11 protein-coding genes are annotated in these 11,625 nt (G+C 73.6%); 1 reads left to right on the top strand and 10 read right to left on the bottom strand.

From position 1 onward, the window contains the following. Nucleotides 1-89: 89 nt before the first annotated feature. From EDM22_RS15295 to EDM22_RS15285, 3 genes are all read right to left on the bottom strand, one after another. A complete protein-coding gene (locus tag EDM22_RS15295; RefSeq protein WP_122937953.1) occupies nucleotides 90-1,085 on the bottom strand; it encodes an NAD-dependent epimerase/dehydratase family protein in 996 nt (331 codons plus the stop codon). Further along, nucleotides 1,075-2,451, bottom strand: a complete 1,377-nt coding sequence (locus EDM22_RS15290; RefSeq protein WP_170964162.1) for a F390 synthetase-related protein — start codon at nucleotides 2,449-2,451, stop codon at nucleotides 1,075-1,077. The genes EDM22_RS15295 and EDM22_RS15290 overlap by 11 nt, the downstream gene beginning before the upstream one ends. Nucleotides 2,452-2,539: 88 nt before the next feature. Next, a complete protein-coding gene (locus EDM22_RS15285) occupies nucleotides 2,540-3,616 on the bottom strand; it encodes a glycerophosphodiester phosphodiesterase family protein (RefSeq protein ID WP_122937951.1) in 1,077 nt (358 codons plus the stop codon). A 159-nt stretch (nucleotides 3,617-3,775) separates the two neighbouring features. Here EDM22_RS15285 and EDM22_RS15280 point away from each other — a divergent pair, with 159 nt between their 5' ends. Next, entirely contained in the window at nucleotides 3,776-4,582 is an 807-nt protein-coding gene (locus EDM22_RS15280) for a Bax inhibitor-1/YccA family protein (RefSeq protein WP_122937950.1), read from the top strand. Between the two features lie 177 nt (nucleotides 4,583-4,759). Here the strand turns inward: EDM22_RS15280 and EDM22_RS15275 are convergent, their stop codons facing one another. The 7 genes from EDM22_RS15275 to EDM22_RS15245 all read right to left on the bottom strand — a co-directional run bounded on the left by EDM22_RS15275 (nucleotide 4,760) and on the right by EDM22_RS15245 (nucleotide 11,615). Continuing rightward, nucleotides 4,760-6,112 (bottom strand): RNA polymerase sigma factor, encoded by a 1,353-nt coding sequence (locus EDM22_RS15275; protein ID WP_122937949.1) that lies wholly within the window; start codon nucleotides 6,110-6,112, stop codon nucleotides 4,760-4,762. A gap of 48 nt (nucleotides 6,113-6,160) precedes the next feature. Then, the gene (locus EDM22_RS15270; RefSeq protein ID WP_122937948.1) at nucleotides 6,161-6,583 is read right to left on the bottom strand and encodes a YciI family protein; all 423 of its coding nucleotides are present in this window, start codon (nucleotides 6,581-6,583) and stop codon (nucleotides 6,161-6,163) included. Between the two features lie 111 nt (nucleotides 6,584-6,694). Next, nucleotides 6,695-7,639 carry an L-lactate dehydrogenase gene (locus EDM22_RS15265; RefSeq protein WP_122937947.1) on the bottom strand — a complete coding sequence of 315 codons (945 nt, stop codon included), beginning with the start codon at nucleotides 7,637-7,639 and terminating at the stop codon, nucleotides 6,695-6,697. A gap of 33 nt (nucleotides 7,640-7,672) precedes the next feature. Further along, entirely contained in the window at nucleotides 7,673-9,250 is a 1,578-nt protein-coding gene (gene guaA, locus EDM22_RS15260; protein ID WP_122937946.1) for a glutamine-hydrolyzing GMP synthase, read from the bottom strand. Further along, a complete protein-coding gene (locus EDM22_RS15255) occupies nucleotides 9,247-9,735 on the bottom strand; it encodes a DUF3817 domain-containing protein (RefSeq protein ID WP_122937945.1) in 489 nt (162 codons plus the stop codon). Before EDM22_RS15255 ends, guaA begins: the two co-directional genes overlap by 4 nt. A gap of 41 nt (nucleotides 9,736-9,776) precedes the next feature. Then, the gene (locus EDM22_RS15250; protein WP_122937944.1) at nucleotides 9,777-10,709 is read right to left on the bottom strand and encodes a S1C family serine protease; all 933 of its coding nucleotides are present in this window, start codon (nucleotides 10,707-10,709) and stop codon (nucleotides 9,777-9,779) included. Between the two features lie 102 nt (nucleotides 10,710-10,811). After that, nucleotides 10,812-11,615, bottom strand: a complete 804-nt coding sequence (locus EDM22_RS15245; RefSeq protein ID WP_245989438.1) for an SURF1 family protein — start codon at nucleotides 11,613-11,615, stop codon at nucleotides 10,812-10,814. Nucleotides 11,616-11,625 lie beyond the last annotated feature (10 nt).

Here is an 11,625-nt window from a genome sequence, read left to right as displayed (position 1 = left end):
GGCTGCGGCGGCGATCGCGACGCGGTCGCCCCGCGGCATCCGCTCGCCGTCGCGAACCGGCCCGCCGCGCCCCCGGCCCGCGCCGCGGCTCATCGCGCCGACTCCGGCAGGGCCTGCCGCGCGGCCGCGACCGTGCGCTCGAGCGCCTCCGGCATGCCCACGGCCGATGGTCCGAACAGGCGGCGCGCGAGCGAGTCGTCGAAGGTCTTCGACGAGGCGAGCAGCCACACCGCGTACCGCGTGAGCGGCGGCTCGCCACGGAGCCGCCCGAGGCGCCAGGCGGTCTCCGCCGCCGCCGCGATCCCCAACGCGGTGCGCCGGCCGATCGTGCGCGTCGGTGCCGGAACCCCCAGCTCGTGGAGCATCCGCGCGATGGTCGGCATGAGCGGCACGGCCTCCCCGTTGGTGAGGTTCACGCTCGTTCCGCCGAGCCCCGGCAGGAGCGCCGCGGCGACGAGCTGGTCGACGATGGTGTCGATGTAGACGAGGTCCCCGATCGCCGGATGCCGCGGGTCGCCGAGGAACGGGAGGCGTCCCGCTCGCGCCGCGGCGACGATGCGCGGCAGGAGCGTCGTGTCGCCGGGACCGAAGACGGCGCGCGGCCGCGCGATCACCCACTCGCCGGGGTGGTCGCGCACGAGCAGCTCGCCCTCGTGCTTGGTGCGCGCGTACCCGTTGAGGAAGTCCGGCCCGATCGGCGTGGACTCGGTGATGCCGAACTGGTCGGCGGGGCGGTAGAACACCGACGTCGACGAGACGTACACGACGCGCCGCGTGCCGGATCGCCGGGCGAGGTCGAGCACGTGGGCGGTCGCGTCGACGTTCTGGGCGCGGAACTCCGCCCGCGTGCCCCACTGGCTCGTGCGGGCGGCGGCGTGCACGATGACGTCGGCGCGGAACTCCGTCGCGAACGGCGACGTGATCGGCCGCGCGAGGTCGATGCTCGCGATGTCGGGATCGTCCACGTGTCGCCGGCCGATGCCGCGCACCGCGACATCCGCTCGCCCCCGCAGTGCGCGCAGCAGCGCGCCGCCCACGAACCCGGTCGCACCGGTGACGAGCACCCGTGTCGGCTCAGCGCCCATCGTGCGCCGCCTCCACCGCGATGCTCACGGCGGATGCCGCGTCGGCCCGTCGGACGCGCACGGACTTCGACCCCGGCGCGGGCGGCGCCCACGCGACGAACCGGATCGCCGGGCGCACGGCGCCGACCGCGTCGAACAGGTCGTCGAGCGCGCGGCGCACGGCGGCCTCGACCGCACGGTCCGCCGCGCCGGCACCCGTGCGCTCGAGCGCGACCTCGAGCGAGCCCGGCGACCAGCGGATGCCCCAGCCCGCACCCGCGCCCGCGAGCGCGCCGTTCGACGACAGCGCGAGGGCCATCGCCCGCCGCACGGTGTCGGGGAACACCCGCACCCGACGGCCGTCGGCGCCCGTCGCCTCGACGACCTCGTCGGCGCGCCCCTCGACGGCCTCGATGACCCGCGCGGGGTTCCCGCACGGGCACGGCGACGCGACCGCCGGCAGGCGCAGTACGTCGTCGAGGCGGTAGCGCACCACGAGCTGGGTGCTGCGCTCGAGGTCCGTGACGATCGGCACGAACCGGCACCCGTCGCCGTCGAGCCATTCCGGCTCGATCACGACGCCCTGCTCGTTCAGGTGCAGTCGCCCGTGCGCGCAGTCGAGCGCGAGCAGCCCTTCGGTGGCCTGGTAGACGCGGCGGGGCCGCACGCCCCAGGCGCGCTCGACGCGGTCGGCGTCGGTCGGGTCGAGCACCTCGGCCACCGCGACCACGAGCCGGGGGGCGACGGCGAGCGCGCCCCGCTCGGCGGCGCGGGCGAGCTCGACGAGCACGCTCGACGGCGCCACCAGCACGTCGGGACGGGCGTCGACGACCCCCGCGAGCACTGCGTCGAACGGCGCCACGAGGTCGACGAAGCGGAAGTCGACGCGGCGACTCGCGACGGACTCGTAGAGGTTGCTGTTGGCGCGCAGGCAGAAGGCGATCCGCAGCGGCGGACGCCACGGCTGTCCGAGCTGCGCGAGGCTGCGCGGGTCGAGGAGCCGCCCGAGCACGGTGGCCGCCCAGCGACGCCGTTCGTCGTCGTCGACGAGGAACACCCCCGGCCGGCCGGAGGTGCCGCTCGAGAGGCCCACGGTCACGCCGCCCGGCAGGGTGGCCCGGAAGTCGCGGCTGCGCTCGGCGGCCCGTGCCGCCGCGAGCGCCGTGGCGAGGTCGATGCCGTGCACGTTGAATCCCGCGAAGTCGGCCAGCACCGTGGCCTTGTCGACGATCGGCACGTCGGCGAGGCGCGGGTACGACCGCCCGTAGTGGGCCGCACGCGGCATCCGCTCGCCCAGGAGACGGCGCAGGCGTCGGCCCTGCGCGCGCTCGAGTCCGCGCCGCGACTGCAGCCGCACCCCCCAGCGGGAGCGAACGAACCGAACCACCGCGCCCACACGCCCCCGATCCGCCGATGCCGCCGCGTTGCGGCCTGATCCTAGCGGAGCGACCGGCCGCGACCCGGGAGCCCCCGCCTCACTCGGCGGCGATCCTGCGCGCCTCGACGCCCAGGTCGGGATGGTCGACGAAGATCCCGTCGACGCCCGTGCCGATGACGAGCAGGAACTCGCCCAGCCAGTCGCCGTACGCCGACCGCGCGGTGCCTCGGCGGAACGACGGGGCGAGGAAGCGGTTCTCGGGGCGGAGCGTCCACGTGTAGACGGCGAGCCCGGCGGCGTGGGCGGCGTCGACCAGCTCGGCGCCGACGAGGGGCGTCGTCCCGGCGGCCCGAGCAGCGGTGTCCCGGCCTGCGCCCGCCGTCGGCTTCGCGCGTGCGCGGCCCACGAGCCGTGCCTTGCCGACGCTCACGCCGTCGAACCGGCCCGCGAGGCCGAGCAGGCCCGCCTCGGTGACGAACGAGTCGTAGCTGCTCGCCGCCCGCCCATCGGCCACCACGAGGTCGCGCGGCGATCCCGAATCCTCGATGAGCAGCACCCGGGCCCCGCGGATGCCGCGGGCCCCGAGCCGATCGAGCAGCGTCGGCTCGAACGACTCCATGATGAGCCGCGCGTCGCCCCGCTCCCATCCGCCGGCGTCGAGCTCGGCGGCGAACAGCTCGTCGAGCGGCAGCCCGAGCGCCTCGAAGTGGGTCGCGTGCTTGAACTCCGCCACGAGCCGGATCGTGCGGCGCTGCTCGTGCGCGGCCTCGTCGATGAGCTCGAGCAGGTCGCGGAACCGGATGATCGGGTAGCGCCCGTCGAACGACGTGCTCTCCTGCCGGATCGCGCCGAGCCGTTCGCGGGCTCGCAGCGTCGCGAGCTCGGCCCACGTGAAGTCCTCGGTGAACCACCCGGTGAGCGGCGCGCCGTCGATCTCGCGGGTCGTGCGGCGACTCGCGAACTCCGGGCGGGATGCGACATCCGTCGTGCCCGAGATCTCGTTCTCGTGCCGCAGCACGAGCACGCCGTCGCGGGTGGCGACGAGGTCGGGCTCGACGGCGTCGGCGCCGAGCGCGAACGCGAGCCGGTACGCGGCGGCCGTGTGCTCGGGCCGGTACCCCGGGGCGCCGCGATGCCCGATCACGAGCGGGCGCGGCGCAGGGGTCGGCAACATGCCCCCCAGCGTAACCACGGCCCTCGCGCCGCCCGCGGAATGCGGGGCGAATTCTCGGCGTTGTCACGACTGCACCCGATAGGTTGGGTGATGGACGGATGCCGCATCCGCGCGATTCCCCTCCACACGACATTCGCCGAAAGCAGAGGAACCACAGCAATGGCTCTCAACAACCCCGCCTTCTCCCGTAACGAGGCGTTCTCCAACCAGGGGGCGGTGGCGGCCGCGCAAGACGTCTCGGCGCAGCAGCTGCAGGAGATGTACGACCAGCCCTCGACGCTCCCCGACCGCGACGTCATGACCATCGAGGACTCGATCGCCAAGGCCGCCGCGTCGTTCGGCCTGCTCCTCGTGGGCGCGGCCATCGGCTGGCTCACGGTCGAGTCGGTGCCCTTCCTCTGGATCGGCGCCGGGCTCGTGGGCTTCGTGCTCGCGCTCGTCAACATCTTCAAGAAGGAGCCGTCGGCCGCGCTCGTGCTCGCGTACGCGGGCGTGCAGGGCGTCTTCGTGGGCGGCATCTCGGCGTGGTACGAGATGGCCTTCGGCGGCGGCATCGTCGCCCAGGCCGTCATCGCGACGCTCGTGGTGGTCGGCGTCACGCTCGCGCTCTTCGCCTCGGGCAAGATCCGCGCGTCCAAGCGGGCGACGAAGATCTTCCTCATCGCGATGGTCGGCTACCTCGTGTTCTCGCTCGTCAACTTCGGCCTCATGATCTTCGGAGTCACGACCGACCCCTGGGGCCTCCGCGGCGCCGAGATCGCGGGCATCCCGCTCGGCCTCATCATCGGCGTCCTCGTGGTCATCATGGCCGCGTACTCGCTCGTGCTCGACTTCGACTTCATCCAGCAGGGCGTGCGCAACCGCGCTCCCCGCAAGTACGGGTGGACCGGCGCCTTCGGCATCATGGTCACCGTCATCTGGCTGTACCTCGAGATCCTGCGCATGCTCGCGATCGTGCGCGACTAGCACCGACCGCACGCACGCACCGCGAACGGGCCGCCCTCCGGGGCGGCCCGTTCCGCGTTCCACCCCGCGCGCCCCTGTGCGGGTCGAGGAGCGCGGAGCAGCCGCGTCTCGAGACCTCCGCGGGAGTGAGGTTTCCGTGCTGGAGTGCACGGAGAGCGGCACTCCAGCACGGAAACCTCACTCCGGTGCGCGTGACCCCTGGTGCGGCGCCGAGCGCGACGTGCCCCGGCCCGTCGCCGCTCGCGCGAGCAGCACCGCGCGCTCGCGCTCGTTCGCGGTGAGCCGCGCGGCCCGCGCGAACTCGGCCCTCGCCTCGTCGGTGCGCCCGAGCCGCTCGAGCAGCTCGGCGCGCACGCTCGGCAGCAGGTGGTAGTTCGCGAGCGCCCCGCTCGCCGCGAGCTCGTCGACGATCCGCAGCCCCGCCTCGGGACCGTCCGCCATCGACACCGCGACGGCCCGGTTCAGCTCCACCACGGGCGAGGGCGCCAGCCGCCCCAGCGCCTCGTAGAGCAGCGTGATCTGCTCCCAGTCGGTGTCCTCGACGGATGCCGCGACATCGTGGCACTCGGCGATCGCCGCCTGCAGCGCGTACGCCCCGCGCCCCCGCCCGAGCGCGTCGGCACGGGCGAGGGCCGCCCGCCCGCGGGCGATGCGGCCCCGATCCCAGCGGCGCCGGTCCTGCTCGGTGAGCATCACCGGGTCGCCGTTGCGGTCGAGCCGCGCGGGGAAGCGCGCCGCGGTGAGCTCCATGAGGGCGACGAGGCCGTGCACCTCGGGCTCCTGCGGCACGAGCTCGGCGAGCTGGCGCCCGAGGCGGATCGCCTCCCGGCTGAGCTCCGGTCGCATCCACTCCGCTCCGGAGCTCGCCGCATGTCCCTCGTTGAAGATGAGGTAGAGCACGCCGAGCACCGCGCCGAGGCGCTCGGGGAACTCCGCGCGATCGGGCACCTCGAACGGCACGTTCGCCGCGCCGAGCGCCTTCTTCGCCCGCACGATGCGCTGCTGCACGGTCGCCGTGGGCACGAGGAAGGCGCGCGCGATCTCCTCGCTCGTGAGTCCGCCGACCACCCGCAGCGTGAGGGCGACGCGCGCCTCACGCGAGAGCACCGGGTGGCACGACACGAACACGAGGCGCAGCACGTCGTCGTCGATGCGGTCGGGATCCCAGGGCGGCGTGCCCGCGGCATCCGACTGCTCGGCCTCGAGGTCGTGGGCGATCGCGGCGAGCCGCTCGTCGTAGCGTTCGCGACGCCGCCAGCCGTCGATGGCCCGGCGCTTCGCGACCGTCGTGAGCCAGGCGCCGGGGTTCGCCGGCACGCCCGTCGACGGCCACTGCGCGAGGGCCTCCGCGAGTGCGTCCTGGGCGAGGTCCTCGGCGAGCGCGAAGTCGCCGACGGCGCGCGTCAGGGTGGCGACGATGCGGGCGGACTCGATGCGCCACACGGCGGCGACGGCGCGCCGTGCGGACTCGGGGTCCGCCGGGCGCGCCGCCGCGGCATCCGTCCGGCCGCTCGTGGGCTCAGCCGCCATGCATCACCGTTCGCCGACCTTCCGCCACTCCTCGCCGGCCCGCACGACTCACTTGGCCTTGGCCTCCGCCTCGGCGCGCCAGCCGGCCTCCTTCTGGATCCACTCGTTGTCCTGCGGGAAGTCCTCGAGCTCGGTGACGCGGCGCACCTCGAGCTTGGAGCCGGGGCCGAGCGGGCAGCGCTTCGCCCACTCGGCCGCCTCCTCCTTCGACGAGACCTCGAGGATCCAGAAGCCGTTGAACAGCTCCTTCGTCTCGCCGTAGGGGCCATCGGTGACGAGCGGCGGCTCGCTCGTGAAGTCGACCACGAAGCCCTCGCTCGCGTCGGTGAGCCCGTCGCCGCCGGCCATGACGCCGGCCTTGATGAGCTCCTCGTTGTAGCGGCCCATCCGCTCGATGACCTGCTCGAACGGCATGTCCTTGTAGGCCTCGACGGCCTCGTCGGTGGCCCGCATGATCAGCATGTACTTCATCGTCCGCTCCTCGCGTGTCCGGGTCGTCCTTCGACCCTCTCACTCATGACGTCGAACGGGAACCCGCCCGATCGACAGCCCCGCGAATCTTCTTCTCGCGGGTGGCGGCGGTCACATCCCGAGCGTCGCGACCGAGGCGCGAATGGCGTCGGCGGATGCCGCGAGCAGCCCCTCCTCGTCGGCCGACATCGGCGTCTCGGCCACCGGGTGCGCGCCGTCGCCGCTCACGACGCTCGGCAGCGACAGGGCGACGCCCTCGAGTCCCCGGATGCCGCTCAGCACCGTGCTCACGGGCAGCACCGCATGCTCGTCGCCGAGCAGGGCCTCGACGATGCGCGCGCCCGAGAGCCCGATCGCGTAGTTCGTCGCGCCCTTGCCGCGGATGACCTGGTACGCGGCGTTCCGCACGTCGTACGCGATCTCGTCGAGCTCGGGGCGCGTGAACGGTTCGCTGCCGCGCCACTCGAGGATGGGCACCGGCCCGATGCGCGCGTTCGACCAGAGCGGGAACTCGGTGTCCCCGTGCTCGCCCACGATGTCGGCGTGCACGCTCGAGGTCGTGACCCCGGCTCGGCGCGCGAGCAGCCAGCGCAGGCGCGACGTGTCGAGCACGGTGCCCGAGCCGAAGATGCGGTTCGCGGGCAGCCCCGTGATGCGCTGCGCGACGACCGTGAGCACGTCGACGGGGTTCGTGACGAGCACGATGATCGCGTTGGGCGCTCGTTCGAGGAGCTTCGGCAGCAGGTCCTCGAGGATTCCGGCGTTCGTGCCGGCGAGCTCGAGCCGGGTCTGACCGGGCTGCTGCTTGGCCCCCGCCGTGACCACGATGACGTGCGAGCCCTCGACGACCGCGAGATCGGCGCCGCCGCCGACCCGCGCGTTCGTGAACTGGGTGCCGTGCGCCAGGTCGAGCACCTCGGCCTCGACCTTGGGCGCGGCCACGTCGTACAGCGACACCTCGCTCGCCGATCCGCGGATGAGCGCCGCGTACGCGAGGCTCGACCCCACGCTCCCGGCTCCGACGACGCACAGCTTCGAGTTCTCGACGACACCCATGGAGTCATCCTCTCGCGGGTCTGCGCGCGGCGGCTACTCCCACTCGATGGTGCCCGGCGGCTTCGACGTGACGTCGAGCACGACGCGGTTGACCTCGCGCACTTCGTTGGTGATGCGGTTCGAGATGCGGGCGAGCACGTCGTAGGGCAGGCGCGTCCAGTCGGCGGTCATCGCGTCCTCCGAGGAGACGGGGCGCAGCACGATCGGGTGCCCGTAGGTGCGGCCGTCGCCCTGCACCCCGACGGAGCGCACGTCGGCGAGCAGCACGACGGGGCACTGCCAGATCTCCTGGTCGAGGCCCGCGGCGGTGAGCTCGGCCCGAGCGATGGCATCCGCTTCGCGCAGCACCTCGAGCCGGTCGCGGGTGACCTCGCCGACGATGCGGATGCCGAGGCCGGGGCCGGGGAACGGCTGGCGGCCGACGATCGCCTCGGGCAGCCCGAGTTCGCGGCCGATGGCGCGGACCTCGTCCTTGAAGAGGGTGCGCAGCGGCTCGACGAGCTCGAACTGGAGGTCCTCGGGGAGGCCGCCGACGTTGTGGTGGCTCTTGATGTTCGCGGTGCCGGTGCCGCCGCCGGACTCGACGACGTCGGGGTAGAGCGTGCCCTGCACGAGGAACCGGATGGGCTCGCCGTCGGCGTCGGCCTCGGCGATGAGGTCGCGCTCGGCCTGCTCGAACGCGCGGATGAACTCGCGCCCGATGATCTTGCGCTTCTCCTCGGGGTCGGTGACTCCGGCGAGCGCGTCGAGGAACGTGTCGACGGCGTCGATCGTGACGAGGCGGATGCCCGTCGCCGCGACGTAGTCCTCCTCGACCTGGCGCCGCTCGTCCTTGCGCAGCAGTCCGTGGTCGACGAACACGCACACGAGCTGGTCGCCCACGGCCTCGTGCACGATCGCCGCGGCGACGGCGGAGTCGACGCCGCCCGAGAGGCCCGCGATGACCCGGCCGGAGCCGACCTGCTCGCGGATGCGCGCCACCTGCTCGGCGATGACGTTGCCCGAGTTCCAGTCGGCGGGGATGCCGGCCGCGCGGTGCAGGAAGTTCTCGATGACGCGCTGCCCCTGCTCGGAGTGCTTCACCTCGGGGTGCCACTGCACGCCGTAGAAGCCCTGCTCGTCGTTCGCGAACGCGGCGACGGGCGTGCCGTGCGTGGAGGCGAGCACCTCGAAGCCCTCGGGCGCGACGGCGACGGAGTCGCCGTGGCTCATCCACACGGTCTGGTGCTCGGGCTGTCCGCCGAGCAGGGAGTTGTCGTCGTCGCTGCGCACGGTGACCGCGGTGGCGCCGTACTCGCGCTGGCCCGTGTGCGCGACCTCGCCGCCGAGCTGTTGCGCCATCACCTGGAATCCGTAGCAGATCCCGAGCGTGGGCACCCCGAGCTCGAGGATGCCGGGGTCGAGCGCCGGTGCGCCGGGCTCGTACACCGACGACGGGCCGCCGGAGAGCACGATGCCGATCGGGTCCTTGGCACGCACCTCCTCGGCCGTGATGGTGTGCGGCACGATCTCGGAGTAGACGGATGCCTCGCGCACGCGTCGCGCGATCAGCTGCGCGTACTGCGCACCGAAGTCGACGACGAGGACGGGTCGCTGCTGGGTCTCGCTCACTGGGCGGCCTCCACGGGCTCGGAATCGGACGAGTCACGCGCGGCGGCGGCAGCCGCTTCGCGCTTCGCGAGGTACGCGCGCACCTCGCGGCCGATGCGGGCCTCGAGGAAGAAGGAGAGGAACGGCACGATGCCGCCCGAGGCGAGGAGCAGGAGCCGCCGGAACGGCCACCGCATGAGGCTCCAGAGCCGGAAGTTGCTGAAGAGGTACACGACGTAGAACCAGCCGTGCGCGATGAGGATGCCCGTCGAGAGGTTCACGCCCTGCCCGGTGGACTCGAGGCCCTCGGGCGTCTCGAGCACGGGCTCGAACGAGAGCAGCCCGTTGGGGCCGAAGGCGAACAGCTCGAGGTGGCCGACGTACTTGAACAGCATCTCGGTGCAGAGCAGGAGGAGCATGACGCCGGTGATCACCGAGCACACCACGTAGAACTTCAGCGCCCCGCGGATGCGCGGGAAATCGGCGAGTTTGGGCTCGAGGGGCATGAATCCAGTCTACGTGGCGACGCAGCGGATGCCGCGCCCGCTCAGGCCCCCACGAGCTCGCGCGGCACGACGAAGACGTCGACGAGCGCGCCGCCCCGCCACACGGTCATCTCCACCTCGCGGTCGATCGCGTCCTCCACCATGAGCCGCTGGATCGAGGTGGCGGTCACGATGCCGGTGCCGTCGAGGCTCACGGCGATGTCGCCGGGGCGGATGCCGGCGACCTCCGCGGGGCTGCCGGGCACGACGCCCGACACCTGCAGGCCCGTTACCGAGCCGACGCGTTCGGCGATGGGCGGCGCGAGCCGCACCTGCGCGCCCGCGATGCCGAGCCACGCCCGACGCACCCGCCCGTTACGGGTGAGCGCGTCGATGATCGCACGCGTCGCGGGGTTGATCGGCACGGCGAGCCCGAGTCCCACGCCCGCCACGGCGGTGTTCACCCCGACCATGCGGCCGCGGCCGTCGGCGAGCGCGCCGCCGCTGTTGCCGGGGTTCAGCGCGGCATCCGTCTGGATGACCTCGTCGACGACGCGGCCCGAGGCAGTGGGCAACGACCGGCCGAGGTTCGAGACGATGCCGGCCGTCACGCTCCCCGCGAGCCCGAGCGGCGTGCCGAGGGCGACCACGAGCTGGCCGACGCGCAGTTCGCGCGCATCGCCGAGCGGCACGGGCGCCGGCACCGCGTCGCGGGCCCGCAGCACGGCCAGGTCCGAGAGCGGGTCGCGCCCGATGACGTCGGCGCTGACGAGGGTGCCGTCGTCGAACGCGGCCTCGGCGCTCGTCGCGCCGACGACGACGTGCGCGCTCGTGAGCAGGAGGCCGTCGCCGGAGATCACGCTCGCGCTGCCGGCGCCCTGACCGCGCGCGGATCGCACGGCGAGGCTCGCGACGCTCGGCAGGACGTCGCGTGCCACCCGGGTGACCACGGCCGAGTAGGCGTCGAGGGGGTCGAGGGAGTCGTCGTCGCTCACACGGGAATCATCACCCCGTGAGCGGATGCCGCGGCCCGAGTTCGCCGCGGGCGGAACTGTCCGTGCGGGCCACGCGAGCGCCACCCGCGCGGCGAGCGCCGGCTACGGCGCCGGCGTGACCCCGGCCGACTCCCCCGCCTGCGCCTCGAGCTCGGCCTCCTCGCGCTCCCGCTCGACGGCGTCGCGCACGAGCCGGTACCAGACGAACACGGCGAAGCCCGCGAACACCACCCACTCGATCGCGTAGAAGACGTTGAGCCAGTTGAGCTCGGCCTCCTGCATGGGCGGCGGCGAGACGATCGCCTCGAGCCCGGCGACGGGCTCGGCCTGCGTGACGTAGCCGAAGTACACGGGCTTGTCGTCGTAGTCGGCCCAGACGTTCACGAGGTGGGCGACGGCGACGCTCTGCATGAACTGGGGGTCGGCGTCGTCGGCCGGTGCGATCGGCGCCTCGCTCGGCAGGAAGCGGCCGACGACCTCGACCTCGGCGCCCGATCCGGCCTCGGCGTCGACGCGTTCGGCCGCCGCGCGCGCGGTCGCCTCGTCGGGGGTCCAACCCAGCGCGACGGGAAGACCGCCCGGCGCGGCATCCGTCACCTCGAGGTGGGCGACCACCCACCAGCCGGCCACGCCGTCGTTGAGTCGACCGCCGACGAGCACGGTGTCGCCCGGCACGATCGTGCCCGTCACCGAGACCCGCTGCCCCGTCGCGGCCTGCTCGGTCGGCCCGTCGGGCCGCACCACGTCGGCGAGCGGGCGCACGTCCTCGGTCGGGCGCACCACGACGGTCGCCTGCTCCGCCGCGCGCCCGAGCTGCCACTGCGCGAGCAGCGCGAAGCCGGCCGCGATCGCGAGGGCGGCGACGAGCGCGAGCACCCAGCGCGGGCGCAGCATCATCCGGAGCATGTCGCCCGAT

Origin of the sequence: Agromyces tardus (assembly GCF_003710805.1) — a bacterium.
Lineage (GTDB): Bacteria > Actinomycetota > Actinomycetes > Actinomycetales > Microbacteriaceae > Agromyces > Agromyces tardus.
This window is presented reverse-complemented; position numbering and strand designations above follow the sequence as displayed.

Bases quoted from the DNA above. Each gene is read 5' to 3' on its own strand.
- EDM22_RS15270 (WP_122937948.1), bottom strand. From the start codon at position 6,583: ATGAAGTACATGCTGATCATGCGGGCCACCGACGAGGCCGTCGAGGCC.
- EDM22_RS15285 (WP_122937951.1), bottom strand. From the start codon at position 3,616: ATGTTGCCGACCCCTGCGCCGCGCCCGCTCGTGATCGGGCATCGCGGC.
- EDM22_RS15265 (WP_122937947.1), bottom strand. From the start codon at position 7,639: ATGGGTGTCGTCGAGAACTCGAAGCTGTGCGTCGTCGGAGCCGGGAGC.
- EDM22_RS15280 (WP_122937950.1), top strand. From the start codon at position 3,776: ATGGCTCTCAACAACCCCGCCTTCTCCCGTAACGAGGCGTTCTCCAAC.
- EDM22_RS15275 (WP_122937949.1), bottom strand. From the start codon at position 6,112: ATGGCGGCTGAGCCCACGAGCGGCCGGACGGATGCCGCGGCGGCGCGC.
- EDM22_RS15255 (WP_122937945.1), bottom strand. From the start codon at position 9,735: ATGCCCCTCGAGCCCAAACTCGCCGATTTCCCGCGCATCCGCGGGGCG.
- EDM22_RS15295 (WP_122937953.1), bottom strand. From the start codon at position 1,085: ATGGGCGCTGAGCCGACACGGGTGCTCGTCACCGGTGCGACCGGGTTC.
- EDM22_RS15245 (WP_245989438.1), bottom strand. From the start codon at position 11,615: ATGCTCCGGATGATGCTGCGCCCGCGCTGGGTGCTCGCGCTCGTCGCC.